This is a genomic window from Devosia sp. (assembly GCF_036563435.1).
GTDB lineage: Bacteria > Pseudomonadota > Alphaproteobacteria > Rhizobiales > Devosiaceae > Devosia.
This window is the reverse complement of record NZ_DATCMJ010000014.1, coordinates 73374-97330: the sequence shown is the minus strand read 5'-3', so window position 1 is coordinate 97330 and position 23957 is coordinate 73374. Positions and strand designations below refer to the sequence as shown.

Genomic DNA, 23957 nt, shown 5'->3' with positions numbered 1-23957 from the left:
GACCACATCCCGATTGCCCTTTAGCCCTATCGCACGAGAACAAAGGAGGAATGGCGATGGAATATCGGTTTTTGGGACGGTCGGGCCTCAGGGTGTCGACCCTGACCATGGGAACCATGACCTTCGGCGGCTCGGAAAAGGTGGGCAATACCGGTCAGGCGGCGGCGACGCGGCAGATCGACATGTGCCTCGATGCCGGAATCAACCTCCTTGATACCGCCAATGTCTACAATGCCGGCGTCTCCGAAGAGATGATCGGGGTGGCACTGAGCGAGAATGGACGCCGCGACCGAACGCTGGTTGCCACCAAGGTGCGCTTCAAAATGGGTGACGGCCCCAACCAGGTCGGGCTATCGCGCCACCACATCATCGAGCAGTGCCATGCCAGCCTCCGCCGCCTCAAGACCGATCACATCGACCTCTACCAGGTGCATGAATGGGACGGCATGACGCCCATCGAGGAGACCATGGAGGCGCTCGATACGCTCGTCCGCCATGGCCATGTGCGCTATATCGGCTGCTCCAACTATTCAGGCTGGCATATTTCCAAGGCGCTGGCCGCCGCCAGGGAACGGCAGGGCGAGCGCTTCGTCTCTCAGCAGATCCACTACACGCTCCATTCGCGCGAAGCCGAATACGAGCTGGTGCCCATTGGGCAGGACCAGGGCCTGGGCATGCTGATCTGGTCGCCGCTGGCCGGTGGGCTGCTGTCGGGCAAGTATCGCCGCAATGGCGGGCCGGATAGCGGGCGTCATGTCGGCGGCTTCCGCGAGCCACCGGTCTACAACTGGGACAAGCTCTACGACATCATCGATGAAGTGGTGGCCATTGCCGAGGCGCGCGGCGTTTCGGGTGCCCAGGTGGCGCTGGCCTGGCTGCTTGGCCGCCCGGGTGTAACCTCCGTCATCATCGGCGGCCGCAGCGACGAACAGTTCCAAGACAACCTCAAGGCCGCCGAACTCAAGCTCAGTGCAGAGGAGCGTCTGCGTCTCGACAAGGTCAGCCAGCCGCCGCTGCTCTACCCCTATTGGCATCAGTCGTTCACGGCGCGGGACCGGCTTAGTCCGATCGACCAGGACCTGATCGCGCCCTATGCCGAGGAATCCAAGCGTGGCTGAGGTCCTGTTTGAGCCTGTTGCGCCCGTCACCGTGCCCATCGCGCGGGGCGGGCTGTTTGCGGTGCGGCGCATCTATTGCGTCGGCCGCAACTATGAAGAGCACATCAAGGAGCTGGGCAACGACGTGCGCGAGCCGCCGTTCTTTTTCGCCAAGCCCGCCGATACGGTGCTCGTCGGTGGCGCCGCCATGCCTTACCCGCCCCAGACGGCCGACCTCCACCACGAGATCGAACTGGTCGTCGCCATTGGCAAAGACGGCAGTGACATCCCACGCGAGGCGGCGCTGGACCACGTCTATGGCTATGCGGCGGGCCTCGACATGACCCGCCGCGACCTGCAGGCCATTGCCAAGAAGGCAAGCCGTCCCTGGGAAATGGCCAAGGCCTTCGACCATTCTGCTCCCATAGGCGCCATCGAGCCGGCCAGCCAGATCGGCCATCCGGCTAAGGGGAAAATCACCCTTGCCGTCAACGGCACGGTGAGGCAGTCGGGTGACCTTGCCGAGCAGATTTGGTCGGTGCCCGAAGCCATCAGCTATCTCAGCCAATTCGTGACCCTGCGGGCCGGCGACCTCCTCATGACCGGCACGCCGGCGGGGGTGAGCGCCGTGTTGCGCGGGGACGTGCTCGAAGGGGCGATCGAAGGCGTGGGCACCGTCAGGACGCAGGTGATCTGATGCCCGCCTGGTCGCCCCAGCAGGATGCTGCCCTCAAGGCTGTTTCGGCCTGGCTCAAGGACAAGAACGGGCCACAGGTGTTTCGCCTGTTCGGCTGGGCCGGCACCGGCAAGTCGACGCTGGCCGTGCATCTTGCGCAGGATATCCGCTCGGTCAAATACGCCGCCTTTACAGGCAAGGCGGCCTTGGTCATGCGCAAGCGCGGCTGCAAGGGCGCCCAGACCATCCATTCGCTGATCTACACCCTGGTCAGCGAGAATGACGGCGAACCGCGCTTCGTGCTCGACGACGAGAGCCCAGCAGCCGATGCCGACCTGATTGTCATCGACGAGGTGTCGATGGTCGACGAGCAGCTGGGCAAGGACCTGCTGAGCTTTGGCGTCAAGGTCCTGGTTCTGGGCGATCCGTTCCAGCTGCCGCCGGTGCAGGGCGCGGGCTTCTTCACGGCTGACGAACCCGACATCATGCTGACCGAAATCCACCGGCAGGCGGCGGACAATCCGATCATTCACCTCTCCATGCAGGTGCGCGAGGGCGGCTTTCTCGAGCGCGGCACCTATGGCGACTCCGTCGTGGTCAGCCGGGACAATGTGGATCGCAACGCAGTGCTCGAGGCCGACCAGGTGCTGGTGGGCCGCAACAAGACGCGCCTCCAGTACAACGATCGCCTGCGCGAGCTCAAAGGCCTGCCTTTCCACGAGCCGGTGCTGGGCGACCGCATGGTCTGCCTCAGGAACAATCCGCGCAAGAAGCTGCTCAACGGGCAGATCTGGATCGTCACCGAGGCCACGCGTCGCACCAATGGCAAGTGGTCGCTGATGCTTGGAGCGGACGAGGGCAAGGGCGAGGCCAAGGTTCTCACCCACAAGGCGTTCTTTTCCGGGGAAGAGGACGCCATGAGCTGGCCCGAGCGCCGCCAGTTCGACGAATTCACCTTTGGCTATTGCCTGACCGTCCACAAGGCGCAGGGCTCCCAATGGGACAATGTCTACCTGTTCGACGAGAGCTTCGTGTTCCGCGAGGAGCGGGCGCGCTGGCTCTATACGGGTATCACGCGCGCCGCCGAGAAGATCACGGTCGTCTCCTAAACACCGTCTCCGGTCATAACAAAGCCGCAGTCGAACTGCCTTTGTTCATTAAGTCTGCGGCCCAACTTGGCCAAATTGCTGATCTTTCCGCTGCGTGCGCGGCTTGCGGATCGGCTCGGCTTACCTCATCTTGCTAGTCGAGATTATCCAGACACACCAGGCGAACCCAAAACGGAGGCAACATGCACCACGATACCCCCCTGATCACAACGATCGTCGCGGGTTTGGTGCTGGCCTATATATTTGGGATGATCGCCAATCGCCTGCGCTTGCCGCCGTTGGTTGGCTACCTCTTCGCAGGCGTGCTGGTCGGCCCCAATACACCCGGCTTCGTCGCCGATCAGGCACTGGGCGCCGAGCTGGCGGAGATCGGCGTCATTCTTCTGATGTTCGGCGTGGGCCTCCACTTCTCGCTCAAGGACCTGATGAGCGTTCGCGCCCTCGCTATTCCCGGCGCGCTTGTGCAGATCGGGTTTGCTACGCTCCTGGGCCTGGGACTTGGACTCCTCATGGGCTGGAGCGTCGGCGCTGGCCTCCTGTTCGGCCTGGCGCTTTCGGTCGCCTCCACCGTGGTTCTGCTCAAGGCGCTGCAGGACAGACGCCTCATTGAGACAGAGCGCGGCCGCATCGCCGTCGGCTGGCTGATCGTTGAAGACTTGGCCATGGTGCTGGCCCTGGTGCTGATCCCGGCAGTGGCGAGCCTCAATGGCACCGATACCGGGGTCCACGACCCCTTCGTTTCGTTTGTCGAGCGCATTGTCGGCGGAGAAGTGGGCATCTGGGGCGTGCTGGGCCTGACCATCGTCAAGGTCGCCGCCTTTGTCGGCTTCATGCTGATCGTGGGCCGCCGGCTGATCCCCTGGGCCCTCCATGCTACCGCACACACCGGTTCGCGCGAACTGTTCCGGTTGGCGGTGCTCGCCATCGCGCTGGGTGTCGCCCTCGGCTCGGCTGTGCTCTTTGGCGTGTCGCTGGCGCTCGGTGCTTTCTTTGCCGGCATGATCCTGTCGGAGAGCGAGCTCTCGCATCGCGCCGCGCAGGAAACGCTACCGCTGCGCGACGCCTTTGCGGTGCTGTTCTTTGTTTCGGTCGGCATGCTGTTCGACCCCACCATCATTCTCACCAATCCCCTGCCGGTGATTGCGACAGTGTTCATCATCATCGTCGGCAAGTCGCTGGCGGCCTTTGCCATCGTCCTGCTGTTCAAGCGCCCGATCTCGACCGCGCTGACGATTTCGGCCTCGCTGGCGCAAATCGGCGAATTTTCGTTCATTCTCGCCAGCATGGGTGTCGCCCTGGCCATCCTGCCGCCGGAGGGGCAGGACCTGATCCTTGCCGGTGCGCTGATTTCCATCGTCCTCAATCCCGTTGTCTTCTGGGCCCTGGATCTGCTGAAGCCACGCTTCGAAGCGCGGGTTGCGCAGCGACGCGGCGAGGAAGCGGCGCGGACCGCGCGTGTTGAGCCGGGCGAAGCCAGTGCGGCAGCCCAGGGGCCGCTCACCACCGATGCACCTGGTGAAGGTGCCATCGACAGTGGCGCTCATGGCGGAGACGACGACGACACCAATAGGCCCACTATGCTCACCGGTCACACTGTGCTTGTGGGCTACGGCCAGGTTGGCCGCATCGTCGCTGACGGGCTCAAGGCGCAGGGCATGCCGCTCCTCGTCATCGAGGACTCCGATCATGACGTGCGGGCGGCGCGCGAGGCGGGCTTCGAAGTCCTGTTCGGCAATGCCGCCAGCATCCGCGTTCTGCAACTGGCCAACCTGGCGCAGGCGCGCTCTCTCGTCGTCGCCATCTCCAACGGGTTTGAAGCCGGTTCGGTCTGCGAGAGCGGCCGCAAGCTCAATCCGTTGATCCGCATCATCGCCCGCGCCTATTCCGAAGAGGAAGACGCCCATGTTCGTGGGCTCGGCGCCAACATCGTGATCCGCGGCGAGCGGGAAATCGGCATGGGCATGCTGGCCTATGCCGCGGGCGAGCAGCCCGACGCAGTGCCGGCCGACATGCCCGAGATCAAGCTGCCGGTGGGCGAGAACCTCCTCGAAAAGGTGGCAGCAATGCCGCAGCCGGACGTGGCAGTGACCACAGCCGCCGTGGCCGGCGCTGGAACGGTCGTCACGGAAACGACACTGGCCCCGGCTGAAGAAAAGCCGGAGGAAGCGAGCAGCGACGTTCCAGCAGTTGTCGAGGTGTCCACCGACGAAGCGGCTCCCGTGGTCGAGGCTGAACCCCGTAACGAGCTTACTCCCTCAACCGAAGCCGCACTCGCGTCGGTGTCGGCGGAGGAAGAGGATCGTTCAGAGCCGGAGGCAATCGTCGAGCCTGTGGTGATTGATGCTGTCGAAGGTGCACCCGCCACAGGGGAGGTTCTGCCGCCCGGGGACCCGGCGCAGGATCTCGAAACCGTAGCGACGACTCCCGCCGTGGGCGAGGCGCCTGCCGAAATCGATGAAGTTGTCACAGCTTCTCCCGAGACGGAGGCAGAACCAGCGTCAGGCTCGGAAACCGAAGCTGACGCGGCGCCTTCCGGGACTGCCGAAGGTACGGATGAAGAGCCTCCCACCGCTGCGGCCGATGAGGTCATCATCCTGCCGCCGCCCCCGGCTCCGGCTGAGGAGGACGAGAAGCCCGTCGTGCCTCCGGTTGTGCCCGAACCCAAGGTCTAAGTGCTTGCAGGCCATCCGGCCTCCGGTGCATAGAGTGGCCTGCCGCTCCCTGGACCGGCGGCCGGAGTGATCGAGTGCGATGATCTCGCAAAAAGCCAAATATGCCTTGCGGGCACTGGTGTCGCTGGCCCGGAGCGGGCGCGAGCAGTCGATGATGATCGGCGAAATCTCGCGGCAGCAGTCGATCCCCAAGAAGTTCCTGGAGCAGATCCTGCTCGAGCTCAAGCGGGCGGGCTATGTCGATAGCCGGCGCGGCCGGGCTGGTGGCTATGTGCTGGTCAAGGCACCCGAAGAGATCATGTTCGGTGAAGTGCTGCGCCTGATCGACGGACCGATCGCGCCGCTGCCCTGCCTCAGCAAGATCGCCTACCGGAAGTGCGAGGACTGCCGCGAGGAGGCCGCCTGCGAAATCCGCCATGTGTTCGAGCGGGTGACGCTCGCCACGCGCGCGGTGCTCGACCAGACCAGCCTCGCCGACTCCCTGCGGCTCGAAGACCTGCCGGTCTGACGGCTAGCCGAACACTACCGTCTTCTTGCCGTTGAGCATGACCCGGCTTTCGAGGTGCAGCTTCACCGCGCGTGCGAGGACGCGGGACTCGATGTCGCGCCCGGCTGCCACCAGGTCGTCCGGGCTCATGGCATGGGTCACGCGCGCCGTTTCCTGCTCGATGATCGGGCCCTCATCGAGGTCCGGCGTGACGTAATGCGCCGTCGCCCCGATGATCTTGACCCCGCGCTCGTGGGCCTGGTGATAGGGCTTGGCGCCCTTGAAGCTGGGCAGGAACGAGTGGTGGATGTTGATCACCTGGCCGAAGAGCCGGGTCGAGAGCTGGTCAGACAGCACCTGCATGTAGCGCGCGAGGACGACGAGGTCGGCGCCCGAAGCGCGAACGATCTCGAGGATCTGCGCTTCCTGCTCGGCCTTGGTGTCCTTGCTGACGGGCAGGTGGTGGAAGGGGATGCCGGCATCCTCGGCGATCTTGCGCGCGTCCTGGTGGTTGGAAATCACCGCCGCCACTTCGGCATCCAGCCAGCCGACGCGGATTTGGTAGAGGAGGTGCAGCAGCGTGTGATCGAACTTGGACACCAGGATCACGATGCGCTTGCGCCGTGTCTCGTCGCTCAGCGCCGTCTGCATATCGAAGCGGGCGATCGGCGCCTTGAGCGCGCTCTCGATGCGGTCGCGCGTCACGCCTTCGGGCGCTGCAAACGCAAGGCGCATGAAGAAGCGGCCGGTTTCCCGATCCCAGAACTGGTTGCTCTCGGCGATATTGGCATTGAGCGCCGCCAGTTCGGTGGTGATGGCAGCGACGATGCCCGGCCGGTCGGCGCAGGAGAGAGTAAGAACAAAATTGGCCGACGACATAGGCTGCTCCCGGATTGCTCGGGCAGCGGTATCAATGGCTTGGTGCCATCCGTCAAGCAAAACAGAAAAGGGCCACTCATGGCGAGCGGCCCTTCCTTGAGTCTATCGGCCCCGAGGGACCCAGGAGGTGTGCTTAGGTGAGATCACTCCCGACCTTCACACCAAAACCCAGACCAGCCTCGATAGCCAAAATCTCATGAGACACTGGATCACCTCCTTTGCATAAGTTGAACATGACGGGACAATGACGCCGATCCCGGCCCATGTCCAATCACGCTTTATTGGCGCCCGGGCCCCTTGAACCCTCAGGCGCGGCCCTTATGGGGCCGGTTGCGCAGCTGCAGCAGGGTGGCGATTACCACCCCCACGGCGACGATGCCGATGATGATGGTGGCCAGCGCATTGACGTCGGGGGAGACGCCGAGCCGAACCTTGGAGAAGATCACCATGGGCAGGGTCGAGGAGCCGGGGCCGGAAACGAAGCTGGCGATGACGAGGTCATCGAGCGACAGCGTAAAGCCCAGGAGCCAGCCCGACACCAGCGCGGGCGCGATGATGGGCAGGGTGATGTCGAAAAAGGTGCGCAAGGGTGAGGCGCCCAGGTCCATGGCGGCCTCCTCGACGCTGCGGTCGAAGTCGGCGAGCCGCGATTGCACCACGACGCAGATATAGGCCATGGCAAAGGTGGAATGGGCGATGATGATGGTCACCATGCCTCGCCCCGCCGGCCAGCCCAGCGCGCCTTCCATCGCCACAAAGAGCAGGAGGAGCGACAGGCCGGTAATCACGTCGGGCATGACCATGGGTGCCGAAACCATGCCCGAGAACAGCGTGCGGCCGCGGAACCTGCGGAAGCGCACCAGCGCCACGGCGGCGAGCGTCCCCAGCACCAGGGCGATGCTGGCGCTGATCGCGGCGATGTGGAGGCTCAACCATGCCGCCGACAGCATCTGCGGGTCGTTGAGCAGCGCGCCATACCACTTGGTCGAAAAGCCCGACCAGACGGTGACGAGATTGTTCTCGTTGAACGAGAACACCACCATGGAAATGATGGGCGCGTAGAGAAACGAGAAGCCCAGGGCTGCCGTGATTGGAAGAAACCAGCCGCGTCGCATGTTACTTCTCCACCACGGCGCCCTGCGCCTTTTGCAGCAGCATGATCGGCACCACGACAACGGCCAGCATGGCTACGGCGACGGATGCCGCACGCGGCCAGTTGGTGGCGCTGAAGAACTCGTCCCAAAGGACGCGGCCGATCATCAGCGTCTCGGGACCGCCGAGAAGCGCGGGAATAACGAACTCGCCCACCGCCGGGATGAAGACCAGGAGCGATCCCGCCAGGATCCCCGGCAGGGACAGCGGCAGCGTCACCGAGAGGAAGGTCTGCCAGGGGCGCGAACCAAGGTCGGCGGAGGCCTCGATCAGCGAGGAATCGAGCTTCACCAGCGTGGTGTAGAGCGGCAGGATCATGAAGGGCAGGTAAGAGTAGATCAGCCCGACATAGACAGCGAAATCGGTCTGCATCATCACCAAGGGCTCGATGCCGAACAGCCCCAGGAATTGGTTGATCAGCCCATTGCCGCGCATGAAGCCGGTCAGGGCGTAGATGCGCAGGAGGAAGGAGGTGAAGAAGGGCAGCACCACCAGCATCAGCAAGACGTTGCGCCAGGGATCGGGCGCCCGCGCGATGGCATAGGCCATAGGGTAGCCGATCAGAAGCGTGAACAGCGTGGCGATGGCGGCGATGCGAATGGAGCTCAGGTAAGCTGCCACATAGAGGCTGTCGCTGAAGAGGCGGATGTAGTTGTTGAGATGCAGCGTCAGCTGCACTGTGCCTTCCTCGGTGGTCAGCAGCGGCGAATAGGGCGGCCGGCCGAACTGCTTGGTGGCCAGCGAAATGCCAAAGACCACGGCCAGGGGCACGAGAAAAAAGATCACCAGCCAAGCCACCGGCGCAATCAGCACCAGCGCCTTGCCGGAGATGCCAACCTTGGCGAGGCCGCGCTCGACCGCGTTCCACGGCCGAAGCCGGCGCGGCGGGGGATAGGTGGGTTCGTGGCTCGTGGTCATACTGTCAGCACCGAGCCGGAAGTGTCGCCCCAGGAAACGTAGACCTCTTCGTCCCAAGTGATGGCGTCGGGATTGCCGCGCACGGTGTTGGTCTGCGTGACGCGCAGGCGTTTGCCGCTTTCCAGCACAACCTGATAGACGCTCATGTCACCCAGATAGCCGATGTCTTCCACCATGCCGCGCGTCACATTGGCGTCGAAGGCATGTTCCGGCTTTTCGCGTGAGAGATGCATCTTTTCGGGGCGAATGGCCCACCACAAGATCTGGTCGGGTGCGCAATCGACGCCGTGACCGACATAGATGTCGCAGCCCAGTTCTGCCGAGCGGATGCGTACATGCCCCGGCTCGTCCTCGGTGACCACGCCTTCAACCATGTTGGCCGAGCCGATGAAGTTGGCAACGAACTTGGAATTGGGGAATTCGTAGATGTCGGTGGGTTCGCCGATCATGGCGATTTCACCCTGGTTCATCACGCCGATACGGGTCGCCAGCGTCATGGCCTCTTCTTGGTCGTGGGTGACGACGATGAAGGTGACGCCCAGCGTTTCCTGGATTTTGACCAGCTCGAACTGCGTCTCTTCGCGCAGCTTCTTGTCGAGCGCGCCGAGGGGTTCATCGAGCAGCAGCAGCTTGGGCCGCTTGGCGAGAGCGCGGGCCAGTGCCACGCGCTGCCGCTGGCCGCCCGACAGCTGGTGCGGCTTGCGCCCACCATAATCCTGCAGCTTGACGAGGCTCAGCAGCTCAGCGACGCGGTCGGCGATTTCGCCCTTGCTCAGGTGATCGCGCTTGAGGCCATAGGCAATGTTCTGCTCCACATTCATATGCGGAAACAGCGCATAGGACTGGAACATCATGTTGACCGGGCGATGATAGGGCGCGACGGCCGTCATGTCCTGCCCGTCGATCTCGATCGTACCCGAGGTGGGCTGTTCGAAGCCGGCGAGCATGCGCAGGAGGGTCGACTTGCCCGAGCCCGAGCCGCCCAGAAGGCAGAAGAGCTCGCTTTTGTAGATGTCGAGCGACACGTCATTGACCGCCCAGACGTCACCGAACTTCTTGGTGACGTTCTTGATGCGCACGAACGGTTTGGCTTCCGGGTCGCGCCATGGACGGGTATCGGCGGCAATCTGCGGTTTCTTGGCCATGGCGACTCTTGAAGGCGGCTCTGGATGATTGAAGGGGCGGCTGGTGCCGCCCCTCGATACGATTACTGGCCGGTTTTGATGCGGGTCCAGGTTCGGGTCAAGACCTCTTCGAATTCGGGGCTGTGCGCCTTCATGGTGAAGGCGTTGGCCAGGGTTTCGGCAGAGGGGTAGATGCTCGGATTGGATTTGACTTCCTCGTCAACGAATTCGAGCGAAGCCGGGTTCGGATTGGCGTAGAAAACCGTGTTGGTGATGTCGGCCACGACCTGCGGCTGCAGGATGTAGTTGATGAACTTGTGGGCATTGTCCGGATGCGGTGCATCGGCGGGAATGGCCAGGAAGTCATAGAGCGTGGGCGCGCCTTCCTCGGGGATCAAGTAGCCGATCTCGGTGCCTTCCGCGGCCGCATCGGCGGCGATGAACATGTCGCCCGAATAACCCATGGCAAGGCAGATCTCGCCGTTACCGAGGTCGTCGATATATTGCGAGGAGTGGAAGTAGCGGATCGAGGGCTTGACGGAATTCAGAAGTTCCTCAGCCTTGGCGAGGTCTTCTTCGCTTTCCGAGTTCGGATCGAGGCCGAGATAGTGGAGAGCGGTGCCGACCACTTCGGACGGGCTATCCATCACGGCAACGCCGCACGAGGCCAACTTGCCCACAGTTTCGGGGTCGAACAGGAGATCCCAGCTGGTGGGCGGCGTGTCGGTGCCCAAAGCTTCGGCGACCTTGGCCTTGTTGTAGCCGAGGCCGATGGTGTTGAGCATATAGGGAACGCCATGGGCGTTGTCGGGATCCACGACTGCAGCCGTTTCGAGCGCGGCGGGATCGAGATTGCCAAGGTTGGTCAGCTTGCTCTTGTCGAGCGGCAGGATCAGGCCGGCCTGGATCTGGCGCTCGAGGAAATTGCCCGAGGGAACCACGATGTCATAGCCGGCGCTGCCGGCCAGGAGCTTGGCATCGACGATCTCGTTGTTGTCATAGACGTCGTAGTTGACCTGGATGCCGGTTTCCGCCGTGAAGTTGGCGATGGTGTCTTCGGCGATATAGTCGGACCAGTTGTAAACGTTGAGCACGGCTTCTTCCTGGGCCAGCGCCGGGCTGGCAACCAGGAGGGCGCCGATGGCAAGGGCGAGCGATTGCTTCATCTGATGGGCTCCTGTCGATCGTTCTTGGATGGTGATGCCGCGCATGGCGCGTTAGATCAATGCGCCTGGGCGCAAACGGTTGGCCAAAGACGTTTATGTTTGCTTTTCCGCACAAGGGCGGCGCTGACTCGGTGTTACGAAAAGAGAGCGCTCGGAAGCGCCTGGCAGGTCGGCTGACAAATCCTCGGGGCGAGGCGCGTATCGATCGCCGGAGCGATCAACGGTTTTGATCTGCAGCGGAGTGCCCTTTCCACCCTGAATTTAGACGGGCAACCTAGAGCCAAATCCCCAGCCGAACAAGCGTTTCGCGCGAAGTTTTCTTCGGGGTTGACGCCCCGCGGCGACAAAGCGCAAAACGCTGCCGTCGCAGGCCGGTCGGCCTCCCGTTCCACCTAGCCGCGAGTGATCCGATGAGCGCCAAAGCCTACCTCTCCATCAGCCCGGAAGTGAAGAAGGCGCTGGCAGACGGGAAGCCGGTCGTGGCGCTGGAATCCACCATCATCACCCACGGCATGCCCTATCCGCAGAACCTGCAGATGGCCATGAATGTCGAAAAGGTTATCCGCGACGCCGGCGCGGTGCCGGCCACCATCGCCATCATGGATGGTCGCTTCTGCGTCGGTGTCTCGGGCGAAGATCTCGAACGGCTGGCGCAGACTGGCGGCACGGCGGCCAAGGCCAGCCGGCGCGACGTCTCGTCCCTGCTGGTCAAGGGCGAAATTGCCGGCACCACCGTAGCCACCACGATGCAGATCGCGGCGCTGGCCGGCATCCATGTCTTTGCCACGGGCGGTATTGGTGGCGTCCATCGAGGTGCCGAGGAAACGTTCGACATTTCCGCCGACCTCGAGGAACTCGGTCGCACTCCCGTCTGCGTGGTCTGTGCCGGTGCCAAGTCCATCCTCGATATCGCCAAAACGCTGGAAGTGCTGGAAACCAAGGGTGTGCCGGTCTTGGGCCATGGCACCGACGACTTCCCCGCCTTTTGGGCACGCCAGAGCGGCCACAAGGTCGACCATCGCTTCGACGATGTGGCGGACATCGCCAAGGTCGTTGCCATGCAGGCGGACCTTGGCCTGGGCGGCGTCCTGGTGGCCAATCCCATTCCCGAGGCCGATGCGCTCGACCCCGCAGCCATCGAGACCCGTATTGCCGAGGCCATCCGCGGGGCGGAGGCGGAAGGCGTGTCGCGCAAGGCGCTAACGCCGTTCCTCCTGCAGCGCATCTTTGAGCTCACCGAGGGCAAGTCGCTGGTCGCCAATATCGCTCTCGTGGAAAACAATGCGCGCGTCGCCGCCGGCATCGCCGTGGCCCTGGCCGCACGGCAGGCGGCAAAGCCGGTTACCCGCCGGGTCTGACCGGTCGGTGCGGCCGCAATTTCGGCTAACGCCGCTGCAAGGCTCGTCGCTTCAAGGAGGAACCACGCAATGAAGATCGCTCCAGTCGTTTTCGCCGCTTCCCTCTGCCTTGCCGCGCCCGCCCTGGCAGACGGCAAGGTCTATGTGCAACTGCCCGACATGAGTTACTTCGGCGGCGAGATCGGCGAGGATTTCCTCTACCAACTGGTGCTGGCCAATGTGGTCTCGTCCAACTGCCCGGGGTTCGAGGTCACTGACGCCGAGTGGTCGCTTCTGACCGATTCAGCTGACCTTCTTGCCTATGGCGAGCTCAAGCTCGGCACCAACGACTTCGACAATCTCTTCTATGATCCGGCCTTTGCCGCGCTGGATGAACCCACCACCTGCGCCGAGGAAGGGCCGGCGGTGGAAGAGATCTTGACCGAACTGGTGGAGCATGGCGGTTCGCGCGAACCATTGCCCGACCAGGAAAAGGCTTATGCGGAGTGGCGGGTGCTGATGGACAATCTCCATGCCCAGGCTGAAGCGCCAGAGGCTGCGCCCCAAGGCAAGATCAAGCACAAGTAGCATTCTCGCCGCCACTGCATTGGCGGTGGCGACGCTGCAGTTGCTATTGCGCTAGCGCCGCGAGCACCCGCACCCAGCTGCGAATGCCGCGGTGGAAGCTATCGAAATCGTACTTCTCGTTGGGCGAGTGGATCTGATCATCCACATGGGCAAAGCCGATCAGCAGCGTGTCGAGCCCCAGGATGCGCTTGAAGTCGCCGGCCACCGGGATGGAGCCGCCCGAACCGGTGATCACCGCCTGCTTGCCCCATTCGCCGGAAAGGCCGGCAAGCGCCTGGCGCAGGTGAACCCCATCGTCTGGCACGGTAATGGCCGGTGAGCCGCCATGGGCGTGGAAGGTCACCGAACAGTCGGCGGGAATCATCGACTGCACATGCGCGCGGAAGGCCGCCCGGATCTTGTCCGGCTGCATGCCCGACACCAGGCGGAAGCTGATCTTGGCACTGGCCTTGGCCGGAATTACGGTTTTGAAGCCGTCGCCGGTATAGCCGCCGATCATGCCGTTGATTTCGCAGGTCGGGCGGGCCCAGAGCATTTCCAGCACCGAACGCGACTGTTCGCCAGCCGGGACGGACAGCCCGGCTTCGCCAAGGAAAGCCTGTTCGTCAAAGCCCAGGCCCTCCCACTGCGCCTTTAGCGCCGGGCTTATTTCGGCCACATCGTCATAGAAGCCGGGCAGCGTCACCGAGCCATCCGGTGCACGCAGGCTTGCAATGATCTCGGCCAGGACCTGGTTCGGGTTGCGTGCGGCGTTGCCGAACATGCCCGAATGAAGATCCTTGTTGGCGCAGGTGATCTCTATTTCCTCGGCAACAAGCCCGCGCAGCATGGTGGTGATCGAGGGGGTCTGCCGGTCCCACATATCGGTGTCGCAGACCAGGGCAATGTCGGCGCTGAGCTCGTCCCTGTTGGCCTCCATGAAGGGCGGCAGGTTCTTGCCGCCCGACTCCTCCTCGCCCTCCAGCATCAGCGAGACCTTGACCGGCAGCGCGCCTGTGACCGCCTGCCAGGCGCGGCACGCCTCGATAAAGGTCATCATCTGGCCCTTGTCGTCCGACGCCCCCCGCGCCACGATGATCTTGCGGCCATTGGCGTCGGTCTTGAGCTGCGGCTCGAACGGATCAGAATGCCAGAGTTCGACCGGGTCGACCGGCTGCACGTCATAATGAGCATAGAACAGCACATGCGGTCCGTTCTGCTCCGGACCATGCGCGACGACGACGGGATGTCCAGGGGTCGGACGGGCCGAGGCGTCGAAACCTATGGTTAGCAATTCGTCAACAATCCAGCGCGCCGCGCGCTCACATTCGGCGGCATAAGCGGGGTCGGTGGAGATGGATTTGATACGCAAAAGCGCGTAGAGGCGCTCAAGGCTCTGCTCGAGCCCAGCGTCTACATGGGCAAGCACATCGTCGAGTTGGGAGGTCATCCGGCATGATTCCTTTTTGCCGCCACCCTCGCCAATGCTCGTCTCCCTGTCCAGCGCCGGACACAGTCCAATATTGTAATACTTTTCCTGACATGCTTAGGTTTGCAGGGCTTTTGAGGGGCGAACATGGCCAGCAGACACGGGCAGGACAGCAACACGGTCGAACTGATCGCCTCGATTGCCGGCCGCGTGCCGTCGCGCAACCTCCACTCCCTCGTGCTGTGGCAGCTCGGAGTTGCGATCGTGAGGGGCGACTACCCCGAGGGCACGGTCCTGCCTTCCGACACCGAGCTTCTCGCCCGCTTCTCGGTCTCCCGCACCGTGCTGCGCGAAGCCCTGAAAACCTTGGCTGCCAAGGGGATGATCGAGGCTCGTGCCCGTATCGGCACCAAGGTCCTGCCACAGACGCGCTGGAATCTTTTTGATGGCGATGTCCTCGCCTGGCATTTCGAGGCAGGCCCGGATGTCGACTTCCTCCGCAGCGTCGCCGAGGTGCGCATCGGTATCGAGCTTGAATCCGCCGCGCTGGCGGCCGAACGGCGCAGCCCGGAGCAGGCGGAGCGCCTTGTTTCCTTGGCAGAAGTGATGGGCCGCGCGACGACTGCCGAAGAGTTCGCCCGCGCCGACCTGGCCTTTCACCGGGCAGTGGCAGAGGCTGCCAACAATCCCTTCATGGCCTCGATCAGCACATTGGTGGAGGTGGCGCTCACAGCGGTTTTCACCATCAGCTCGCCTGTCAGCAACCCCGCCAAGCTCGCCCACACGGCCGCAGCCCATAAGGCCATCGCCGCAGCCATCCACGACGGCGATTCCCTCGCCGCCCGCAACGCCATGCGCACCGTCATCACCGACGGTTTCGCCCGTTCTGCTGAGCGACTCCAAACACAATAGAATCGGAATGGTGGAGCTGAGCGGGATCGAACCGCTGACCTCGTCATTGCGAACGACGCGCTCTCCCAACTGAGCTACAGCCCCGTTCCGACCCTGGTGATATGAACGCTTCTGCGTTCGGCATCAAGGGGGCTGCTAGACAAGTTCGTGGTGGACGAGGCTGTGTCCGGTGGCGACCGCAGCCTCTGCCACTGGGATCAGCGGACGCCCGAGCAGTGCGGCGCCGCGGCTGCCATCGAGCCGCTTGGCGGGGCCGAGTTCGGCCTTGTTGGCGCGCAGCGGCGGGATCAGCAATGCTGCAGCGTCGACGATCCAGTTCGGGATCTCCGCCCGCGGCATGCGGCGCTTGGGGAAGGCGGGGCGCAGCATGTCGGCAATCTCCTTGAGTGAAAAGGTCCCTGCCGAGGCGATGGTGCGCTGGCCGGACGCCTGGGGGTCGGTCATGGCCATGAGGTGCATGGCGGCGACATCGCGCACATCCACGCCCGAAAGATGGAGGCGGGGCAGGGCGGGCAGCTTGCCGCCCAAGAGCATGCCGATGACCGTGGCCGACGTTCCCGGATCCTCGTCAAGCAGGGGGCCAAAGATTGCCGCGGGGTTGATAACGGCAAGCCTGTCACGGTGTCCCGCCGCCTCCACAAGGCGCCAGGCCTCGCGCTCGGCCAGGGTCTTGGACCGGGCATAGGCACCGGTGTTTGGGTTCTCGACGTCGGTCCAGTCCGCCTCGGTCAGCAGACGCTCGTAGCTGTCGTGGCCATATTGTATGGCCGCAATGGACGAGGTCAGCACGATCCGCTCGATACCCGCCGCCAGCGCTGCCGACACGGCGCGCCGTGTGCCCTCGACGGCCGGCTGGATCAATTCATCCGGATCGCGCGGGGTCGCTAGCACGAAAGGCGACGCCGTGTGCTGGAGGAAGCGCACCCCTTCCATGGCCTCGTTCCATCCCGCGTCGCTGAGCAGGTCGAGTGCCACGAAATCGAGGCGCGCCGTGTCGACGCCCGCGCCGGCCAGCGTCTGGCGGACCTTTCCCGCCCGCTCGAGCTTCCGCACGCTGCCGCGAACACTGTAGCCGGCATTGAGCAACTGCAGGGCCACATGGCCGCCAAGGAAGCCGGATATGCCCGTGACAAGAACGCGGTCGGTCATCGTGTGCCTTTTCAACTGGGTCATGCATGCGTCTGCCCTGAACAAGACGCGACGCCATGGAGCGTTGCAATGTCGGCAGCGGAGACCCACATCGCAAGCTCAAGATTTTCAGAGGTGTTCGATGCGCAGTGTCAGCTATTCCCAGTTCGGCGACGCCAACCAGGTCCTGGAGGTGATCGACCGTGACCGGCCCGAACCGGGCGCGGGACAGGTGCGGGTCAGGCTGGTCCTGTCGCCCATCCACAACCATGACCTGATGACCATCAAGGGCGTCTATGGCGTCAAGCCGACGCTGCCGGCGGTGCCGGGCACCGAAGCTCTTGGCATCGTCGATGCGCTGGGTGCTGGCGTCAGCAACCTAGCCGTCGGGCAGCGGGTGATGGGCGGTGCCAACGAAGCCTGGGCGGAATATTATCTCGCCGATGCAGCGCGCCTTGTTCCCGTTCCGGCAGGGGTCGACGACGAGACCGCATGCCAGCTGGTCTCCATGCCCCTCAGCGCCAAGATGCTCCTGGCGGACCTTCATGTGCAGGCGGGCGACTGGATCATCCAGAACGCCGCCAATGGTGCCGTGGGCAAACTGCTCAATCAGTTCGCGCAGGCGGCGGGCATCCACGTGGTCAACCTGGTGCGCCGCGACGAGGCCGTCGAAGAGATGAAAGCCCTGGGCTTCGACAATACTGTCTCCACTGCCAGTGAGAACTGGCGTGAGGCGGTGAAGTCCCTCACGGGTGGTGCTCCCATCGTGCGCGGGCTCGACTCGATCGGTGGCGACGGTCCGGAGGCCTTGCTCAGCGTGGCGGCCGACGGTGCCGAAATCATCTCCTTCGGCAACCTGTCGGGGCGCAAGATCACCCTCTCATCCGACATGATCCTGTTCAAGCGAGCCAGTGTTCGCGGCTTCTGGGGCGCCAAGCCTCGCGCCAGCGCGGAAGCGATCGGGCGGATGATTGGCGAACTGGTGAGCGATGCGGCGAGCGGCAAGCTCAAGCTAAGTGTCGAGCGCGTATTCCCCCTGGAACAGGTGCGCGAGGCCGTCGCGGCTAGCGTTGAGCCCGGCCGCTCGGGCAAGGTAGTGATCAAGGGCGCTTGAAGCGGCCTGCATCCCCGTCAATGCCCCTAGAGCAAACCCCACTCAATGGTGGGGTTCGTCGGCGTCTGCCACGCCAAGGAGCCAATAGCCAGCTGCCTTGACATATTCGGGGTTGAAGCCGCGCTCGTCCGCTAAGTGGGCGCGGACAGCTTTGCTCATGGTGCTTTCCCCAGCGATATAACTATAGGCCTCGCCTGCGGGAAACTGCATGGTCCGGATTGCATCCAGCAGCAGGTTGGTTGTGCCGGCCGCCTGGCCGTTGCGATGGACATAGGTCAGCGACAGGTCCGCCTTCGTGTCGAAGCGCTGTTCCTCGGCGGGGCTGTCCACCTCGATTACCGCAACGACCTTGCTGCCGGCCGGCAGTTCCTCAATCCGGCGCCCAATGGCCGGGAGGGCAGTCTCGTCGCCGGCCAAAAAATACCAGTCGAAGGCGGCGGGAACCACGAGCGAACCGCGCGGGCCGCCGATCACTAGCTTGTCTCCCACCTTGGCCTCTGCCGCCCAAGTGGAGGCGGGGCCATCGCCATGCAGCACGAAGTCGAGGTCGATCCACCCGTCGGCGACGCTCCAGTAGCGCGGGGTATAGTCCCGCATTTCCGGCCGTTCGCCTGGCGCGAACTCGGCGCCCTTCTCCCCGATGGGGACCACTTTGGGTTCCACGCCGGCCGGAAAGAAGAAGGCCTTGATGTGATCGGCGTGCCCGGGCGAGGCGAAGCCGGCCATGTCGCCCGAGAGGCGGAAGCGGCGCATCAGAGGGGTAATGTCGGTGACCGAAACCACCTCGAGGAGGCGCATGCGGGTCTCGTGCCGGACACGCTGGGGGGCGCGAGGATCGGTGATGTCATTCATGGCTTTATTCCTGAATACTTCGGTCAGGAATTAGAGCAGAGGCTCCAAAGGATCAAGGGGCCGAGGGCGTTGCTGTCCTCTTCATCGATCTGCGCGCCCCTAGCGGGCTGCAGACTGATGCTCGATCAATAGGCGAGCGGACGTAGCTTCGCCTTGGGCGGGGTGGACAAAGCTGCACAAAAGTTAAGCTCCGTGCCTTCAACTCGGTCAGCAATCAGCCTATAGAGACGGGCCCTTCGACTCAGGACCGTCATGCATCCGCTTGTTACCCGCTTTTTGGTGCGCCACGAACCACGGCGGGACTGGCGGGTTCACGCCAAGTCGGCGACGGCCACCACGGCCAGCGTGACGCTGATCGGAGCATTGGGCGCGGCGACCGGTCTGCCCATGCTGTTGGGGCCGCTCGGTCCCACAGCCCTGCTGATCTTCGGGCAGCCTGATGCTCCCGGTGCGCAGCCAATCAACATCTTTGCCGGCTACTTGATTGGCGCCATTGTTGCCGCTGCATCGCTGTCCTTGGGTCCCGAGCCCTGGTGGATGGCGACACTGGGCGTGGGTCTGACCATGGTGCTGATGCTGGTGCTGCGGGTAACCCATCCCCCAGCCGCAGCCGTGCCACTCCTCGCCTATCCTGGACCCGTCGATCCCCTGACGCTCTTTGTGGTGCTTTTTCTGGCGTGCCTGATGCTGGTGCTGCTGGGAGTGGTGCTGCATCGATTGCCGCCGCGCCACCGCTATCCCCTGCCGATCGAGCAGGAGATCGATCAGGAATAGCCCAGCATCCGGTCCTGCTGCTGCCGCAGGGCGTAAAGGCGGGTTGAGGTATCCGGCTGGCTGTTGTGCGCGGTCAGCAGCTCGCCCTTTCTTACCGGTGCCGTGACCCTGCCGCCTTCCAACAGGCCTACGGGAAGGGCTATGGACGCCCGGCTGTCGACGGCGCTCATGGCATAGCTGCGATAGCAGGTCTCGCCGATGGCATCGAGCGTCTCGCCCGGCCTCAGGTCGCGCTTGGCGACGGCGCAGACCTCAGCGACGGGTCTTGCCAGCGGCACCATGTCGGGTTTGCCATAGAGCATGATGCGCGCGCAGGTGAGCGGCACTTCAAGGCTCGTCAGGTGGTAGGGGCGGAAGAAGCTATAGTAGGGGCCGTGGCCGATATGGAGGTCATCCATGCGCTCGATGATGCGCGGATGCTCGGCCTTGACGATAACGAAGACACCAGGCGCCACGCCCTTGCCGATCGTGTAGTCGACGACGCCCATGCGGTTGAGAATGCCGCCATCTTCCCTGGGGATCAGCACCTTGGCCATGTCGTCGCGGTCCGCCTTGGGACCATGCATGCCCGGTACGTCGGGCAGGAGCCCGGTGGCATTGGCGATGGCGGTCATCTCGACCGCCGTCTTGGAGCCGTCAACGAACTCCACCAGCATACGGGGGTTCATATTGCGGCGGCTGGCTTCCTCCCGATATTCGTCGGGTACGGCATCATGGCGCAGCGGATTGTTCTTGCCCTTGCCGGCAGCAACGATCGGCAGGCCAAGCGCCGAAACGAACTCGATCAGCTCCATGCAGGATGACGGCTCGTCGCCGGCGCCAACCGAATAGACCACGCCCAACCGGTCGGCCTGCGCCTTGAGGAACGGTCCGATGGTGACGTCGGCTTCCACGTTCATCATCACCACATGCTTGCCATGCTCCATGGCGGTGAGATCGTAATCGGCGGCAACGCCGGGCTTGCCGGTCGCGTCAATCACCACATCAATACTGTCGGTGGTGACCAGCGTCTCAGCCGACGTGATGGCGATCTTGCCCGCCTCGATGGCTGCCAAGGCCTGGGCGGGCGTGTCGGCAGCCTTGCCGCGGCTGTCGTCGCCATAGGCGATTTTCATCGCATCCAGCGCCGTATGGGGGCGGCGCGTTGCAATGGCCGAGAGTTCGATGCCGCCCATCAGCGACATCTGCGTCACGAGATCGGTGCCCATCTCGCCCGAACCGATGACTCCTACCCGGATCGGCTTGCCGGTCTCGGCGCGGGCAGCCAGGTCGCGGGCGATGCCGGTCAGGGTTATGGAAGAGGTCATGGGCGGTCCGATCGAGGTTGTCTGGCCGGGTTACCTCCCGGTCGCTCTGTGAGCAAGTGGCCTGAAGGCAGATCGTTGCTGTCACTGGATAAAAGGTTCCCCACGCGGTCGTGAAAGCCGATCAAGGTTAGCACTTCTTAAACCGATCTGGGCGAAACTGTGTTTGGAGATTTTCCAGGGGTTCGCACGCGTCATGGTCAGCAAGACCAAGAAATCAGTCGCATTGCCATCAATCATCGACCTCGATGCCCTCGACGGCATCCGCGATGGGCTGATCGATGCCATCGAAGACGGCGCGGTGACAGTGGACGCAAGCGGCGTGGAGCGCGTGTCGACCAATGCACTGTTCATGCTGATCAGCGCGGCCGAGACCGCCCGGAAAAATCAGAACGAGTTTTTGATCGAGGGGCCGAGCGCGGCAATGCTGTCCGCGATCGAGCGACTGGGCCTGGACACCCAGTTTTCGGGAATGATGAGAGGATGAGGACTTTGCGGGTTCTAACGGTGGACGATTCGAGGACTATCCTCGCCATGTTGCATCATACGTTGAGCAATGCCGGTTTCGAGGTGCTGCAGGCCGAAGACGGGCAGCAGGGTCTTGATGTGCTCAAGCAGGAACAGGTCGATGTGGTGATCACCGACATCAACATGCCTGTTATGGATGGTATCGAGTTCATCAAGCACGTGCGGGCGACTGGACAGCACCAGAGCCTGCCCATCCTGATCCTGACGACCGAGACGTCGCAGGACAAGCGCGACCAGGGCAAGGCCGCCGGCGGCACCGGCTGGATCGTCAAGCCGTTCGATCCGGAAAAGCTGATTTCGGTCATCCACCGCGTCGTGCACTAGACTTTTCTAAAAACCCAGAAGGGTTGGGCGTTTTCGCATGAGCGATCTCGACGATTTCAAGGCCACCTATTTCGACGAATGTTCCGAGCTTCTGACGGAACTGGAAGAGCAGTTTGCCGCCATCGAAGCGGGTGAGCGCGATGCCGACCGGCTCAATGCCGTCTTCCGGGCCATCCATTCGGTCAAGGGCGGTGCGGGAGCCTTCGGCTTTTCAGCCCTGGTTGGGTTCGCCCATGCCTATGAGACGCTGCTCGACTATGTCCGCGATGGCCGCATCGAGATGACCGATGACGTGGTGACGCTGTGCATTCGGGCCAACGACATCGTCGCCGACCACGTCAAGGCCGCCCAGACCGGCGAGGCCCTGCCTGCCGACTACGGCATGGAAGAAAAGGAACGGTTCGATGCGCTCGCCCGCGGCGAACGCGCCGGCTCCGATGACGAGGCCAGCGGCGAGCCGATGGAAGAGTTCGACATCGACTTCGTCCCGGTCATGGTGAACCTCGAAGCGTCGGAGGACGTGCCGGAAGCGGACGCCGACGACGCCTTCGAGACGCTGCCCATGCAGCCCGAGCCCGGCCATTGGGAAGTCCGCTTCACCCCCCACCGGGCGCTTTACGCGCGCGCCAACGACCCGCTGCTGCTGTTCCGCGAACTGGCCGCTCTGGGCGAAATGAGCGTGCGGGCCATCGTTGAAGACATTCCGCCGCTGTCCGACTTCGAACCCTTTGCCGTCTATTGCTCCTGGGAAATCACGCTGGTTTCCCCATCGCTGACCGAAGCGGCGATCCGGGAAGTGTTTGAATTCGTCGACGGCGACTGCGACATTGCCATTGCCCAATTGGGCCTCACTGCGCCCTTCGAGATTCCGGCTCCCGCGCTGGTGGTGGAGCCGGCCGCTCCGGCCCGCTTGCCTGAGCCTAAAGCCGAAGCACCGGTTGATCTCTTGCAGCTTGCCGACGACGAAGTGTCGGATCTGCTTGCCTTCAAGCGCGATCCCGAAACCGCACCACCTATTGTTGCCGCGGAACCTGAGCCGATCGCAGCTGATGCGCAGGACACCTTTGACGAACCGCCGGCGCTCAGCTTTGCCGATCTGGCGGCAAGCATCGTCCCTGCGCCAAAGCCGGCTCCCGTTGCTGCAGCCGCCCCGGTGCGCGCGGCTCCAGCCAATACCGCTGCTGCCGAAGGCGAGGACCATGGCGGCAAGCATAGCGTCGGCGTCCAGTCGATCCGCGTCGATCTCGACAAGGTCGACCGCGTGGTTAACATGGTCAGCGAGCTCGTGATCACCCAGTCCATGCTGACCCAGCAGATGGATGAAAACCTTCGTGCCCGCTATACCGAGCTGGTGCGTGGCCTCGAAGTGCTGGCACAGACCACGCGTGGCCTTCAGGACTCGGTCATGGCCATCCGCGCCCAGCCCGTAAAGTCGGTGTTCTCGCGCATGCCGCGCCTGGTGCGCGAGCTGGCCAGCAAGACCGGCAAGAAGATTAAGCTCGAAACGATTGGCGAAAACACCGAAATCGACAAGACGGTGATCGAACAGCTGAGCGATCCGCTGACCCACATGATCCGCAACTCGGCCGACCACGGCATCGAGTCGCCCGAAAAGCGCCTCGCTGCCGGCAAGCCTGAAGTAGGCACGGTACGTCTCTCAGCCGAACAGGCCGGTGGCAATATCCTGATCATCGTCGAAGATGATGGCGGCGGCATCAACCGTGAACGCGTGCTGCAGGTGGCGCGCGACAAGGGCGTTGTTGCGCCTGACGTCAATCCTACCGACGAGCAGATCGACCAGCTGATCTTCGCGCCGGGCTTTTCGACCGCATCGGAGGTCAGCGACATTTCCGGACGTGGCGTTGGCATGGACGTGGTCCTGTCCAACATCAAGAAGATCGGCGGTTCGGTGCATGTGCGCAGCTGGACCGGCAAGGGTACCCGCATGACCCTGCGCCTGCCGCTGACGCTGGCCGTGCTCGACGTCATGCTCGTCAAGGTCGGCGATTCGCCTTATGTGGTGCCGCTCTCCTCCATCGTCGAAACCATGCAGTGTTCGGGCGCAACCTTCGAGCGCGTGCCGTCAGGCGGACAAGTGCTGCAGGTGCGGGGCGAATATGTGCAGGTCATCGATGTGGCCCAGCGCTTCGCCATGCATTCGACCAAGGCCGCCGACGAGCGCTTCGTGGTGCTCTGCGAAAGCGAAGGCAGCCACAAGGTGGCGCTGGTGGTCGACGACATCATCGGCCAGCAGCAGGTGGTCATCAAGAGCCTCGAGGAAAACTTCGAGCAAGTCGAAGGCATTGCCGGCGGCACGATCCTGGGCGACGGCAATGTCGCGCTGATCGTGGACGTGCAGGGGCTTAAGTCCACCATCGTTCACAAGAATGCGGCCTGACGGCCGATCG

The 23957-nt window shown here is 63.5% G+C and carries 21 protein-coding genes, 1 tRNA gene and 1 pseudogene; 13 read left to right on the top strand and 10 right to left on the bottom strand.

Translation table 11 applies throughout. From position 1 onward, the window contains the following. Positions 1-56 precede the first annotated feature (56 nt). The 5 genes and pseudogenes from VIL88_RS08665 to VIL88_RS08645 all read left to right on the top strand — a co-directional run bounded on the left by VIL88_RS08665 (position 57) and on the right by VIL88_RS08645 (position 6062). Complete coding sequence (locus VIL88_RS08665) at positions 57-1118, top strand: aldo/keto reductase (protein ID WP_331987821.1); 1062 nt, start codon at positions 57-59, stop codon at positions 1116-1118. Beyond that, on the top strand, positions 1111-1794 hold the full coding sequence (locus VIL88_RS08660) for a fumarylacetoacetate hydrolase family protein (RefSeq protein WP_331987819.1): 684 nt from the start codon (positions 1111-1113) through the stop codon (positions 1792-1794). Before VIL88_RS08665 ends, VIL88_RS08660 begins: the two co-directional genes overlap by 8 nt. Continuing rightward, entirely contained in the window at positions 1794-2882 is a 1089-nt protein-coding gene (locus tag VIL88_RS08655) for an ATP-dependent DNA helicase (protein WP_331987818.1), read from the top strand. The genes VIL88_RS08660 and VIL88_RS08655 overlap by 1 nt, the downstream gene beginning before the upstream one ends. Positions 2883-3064: 182 nt before the next feature. Next, positions 3065-4885 (top strand): annotated as a pseudogene (locus tag VIL88_RS08650) (cation:proton antiporter); the annotation flags it as partial. A 748-nt stretch (positions 4886-5633) separates the two neighbouring features. Further along, positions 5634-6062, top strand: a complete 429-nt coding sequence (locus VIL88_RS08645) for an Rrf2 family transcriptional regulator (protein ID WP_331987816.1) — start codon at positions 5634-5636, stop codon at positions 6060-6062. Positions 6063-6065: 3 nt separating this feature from the next. Here VIL88_RS08645 and purU read toward each other — a convergent pair whose 3' ends face one another. From purU to VIL88_RS08620, 5 genes are all read right to left on the bottom strand, one after another. Then, positions 6066-6920, bottom strand: coding sequence for a formyltetrahydrofolate deformylase (gene purU, locus VIL88_RS08640; RefSeq protein WP_331987814.1), 855 nt, complete (start codon positions 6918-6920; stop codon positions 6066-6068). Positions 6921-7225: 305 nt separating this feature from the next. Beyond that, entirely contained in the window at positions 7226-8035 is an 810-nt protein-coding gene (locus VIL88_RS08635) for an ABC transporter permease subunit (protein ID WP_331987812.1), read from the bottom strand. A 1-nt stretch (position 8036) separates the two neighbouring features. Further along, on the bottom strand, positions 8037-8990 hold the full coding sequence (locus VIL88_RS08630) for an ABC transporter permease subunit (protein ID WP_331987810.1): 954 nt from the start codon (positions 8988-8990) through the stop codon (positions 8037-8039). After that, entirely contained in the window at positions 8987-10135 is a 1149-nt protein-coding gene (locus VIL88_RS08625; RefSeq protein ID WP_331987809.1) for an ABC transporter ATP-binding protein, read from the bottom strand. Before VIL88_RS08625 ends, VIL88_RS08630 begins: the two co-directional genes overlap by 4 nt. A gap of 62 nt (positions 10136-10197) precedes the next feature. Next, entirely contained in the window at positions 10198-11280 is a 1083-nt protein-coding gene (locus tag VIL88_RS08620) for a polyamine ABC transporter substrate-binding protein (protein ID WP_331987806.1), read from the bottom strand. A 410-nt stretch (positions 11281-11690) separates the two neighbouring features. On the opposite strand from VIL88_RS08620, the gene VIL88_RS08615 reads away from it, so the two are divergent. Next, entirely contained in the window at positions 11691-12638 is a 948-nt protein-coding gene (locus tag VIL88_RS08615; RefSeq protein WP_331987805.1) for a pseudouridine-5'-phosphate glycosidase, read from the top strand. A 69-nt stretch (positions 12639-12707) separates the two neighbouring features. Next, positions 12708-13205: a hypothetical protein gene (locus tag VIL88_RS08610; RefSeq protein ID WP_331987803.1), complete on the top strand. Its 498-nt coding sequence runs from the start codon at positions 12708-12710 to the stop codon at positions 13203-13205. A gap of 43 nt (positions 13206-13248) precedes the next feature. Here VIL88_RS08610 and VIL88_RS08605 read toward each other — a convergent pair whose 3' ends face one another. Further along, positions 13249-14634, bottom strand: a complete 1386-nt coding sequence (locus VIL88_RS08605) for a M20/M25/M40 family metallo-hydrolase (protein ID WP_331987801.1) — start codon at positions 14632-14634, stop codon at positions 13249-13251. A 126-nt stretch (positions 14635-14760) separates the two neighbouring features. On the opposite strand from VIL88_RS08605, the gene VIL88_RS08600 reads away from it, so the two are divergent. Further along, positions 14761-15525, top strand: coding sequence for a FadR/GntR family transcriptional regulator (locus VIL88_RS08600; RefSeq protein WP_331987799.1), 765 nt, complete (start codon positions 14761-14763; stop codon positions 15523-15525). Between the two features lie 8 nt (positions 15526-15533). Here VIL88_RS08600 and VIL88_RS08595 read toward each other — a convergent pair. Both VIL88_RS08595 and VIL88_RS08590 read right to left on the bottom strand, forming a co-directional pair. Beyond that, a tRNA-Ala gene (locus VIL88_RS08595) sits at positions 15534-15609 on the bottom strand. 51 nt (positions 15610-15660) lie between these two features. Next, positions 15661-16698, bottom strand: coding sequence for an aldehyde reductase (locus VIL88_RS08590; RefSeq protein ID WP_331987797.1), 1038 nt, complete (start codon positions 16696-16698; stop codon positions 15661-15663). A gap of 97 nt (positions 16699-16795) precedes the next feature. On the opposite strand from VIL88_RS08590, the gene VIL88_RS08585 reads away from it, so the two are divergent. Next, complete coding sequence (locus VIL88_RS08585; protein WP_331987795.1) at positions 16796-17767, top strand: zinc-binding dehydrogenase; 972 nt, start codon at positions 16796-16798, stop codon at positions 17765-17767. A gap of 42 nt (positions 17768-17809) precedes the next feature. On the opposite strand, the gene VIL88_RS08580 is transcribed toward VIL88_RS08585, so the two are convergent. Continuing rightward, a complete protein-coding gene (locus tag VIL88_RS08580; protein WP_331987793.1) occupies positions 17810-18619 on the bottom strand; it encodes a siderophore-interacting protein in 810 nt (269 codons plus the stop codon). A 252-nt stretch (positions 18620-18871) separates the two neighbouring features. On the opposite strand from VIL88_RS08580, the gene VIL88_RS08575 reads away from it, so the two are divergent. Beyond that, entirely contained in the window at positions 18872-19393 is a 522-nt protein-coding gene (locus VIL88_RS08575; RefSeq protein WP_331987792.1) for an HPP family protein, read from the top strand. Here VIL88_RS08575 and VIL88_RS08570 read toward each other — a convergent pair. Then, the gene (locus VIL88_RS08570; RefSeq protein ID WP_331987790.1) at positions 19384-20700 is read right to left on the bottom strand and encodes an NAD(P)H-dependent oxidoreductase; all 1317 of its coding nucleotides are present in this window, start codon (positions 20698-20700) and stop codon (positions 19384-19386) included. The two genes, VIL88_RS08575 and VIL88_RS08570, sit on opposite strands and share 10 nt — an antisense overlap. Positions 20701-20893: 193 nt before the next feature. Here VIL88_RS08570 and VIL88_RS08565 point away from each other — a divergent pair, with 193 nt between their 5' ends. Genes VIL88_RS08565 through VIL88_RS08555 form a run of 3 tightly spaced genes read left to right on the top strand, consistent with a single transcriptional unit; the run spans position 20894 to position 23947 of the window. Next, a complete protein-coding gene (locus tag VIL88_RS08565) occupies positions 20894-21184 on the top strand; it encodes an STAS domain-containing protein (protein WP_331987788.1) in 291 nt (96 codons plus the stop codon). After that, the gene (locus VIL88_RS08560; protein WP_331987786.1) at positions 21181-21549 is read left to right on the top strand and encodes a response regulator; all 369 of its coding nucleotides are present in this window, start codon (positions 21181-21183) and stop codon (positions 21547-21549) included. Before VIL88_RS08565 ends, VIL88_RS08560 begins: the two co-directional genes overlap by 4 nt. A gap of 37 nt (positions 21550-21586) precedes the next feature. Beyond that, complete coding sequence (locus VIL88_RS08555; protein WP_331987784.1) at positions 21587-23947, top strand: chemotaxis protein CheA; 2361 nt, start codon at positions 21587-21589, stop codon at positions 23945-23947. Positions 23948-23957: the final 10 nt, after the last annotated feature.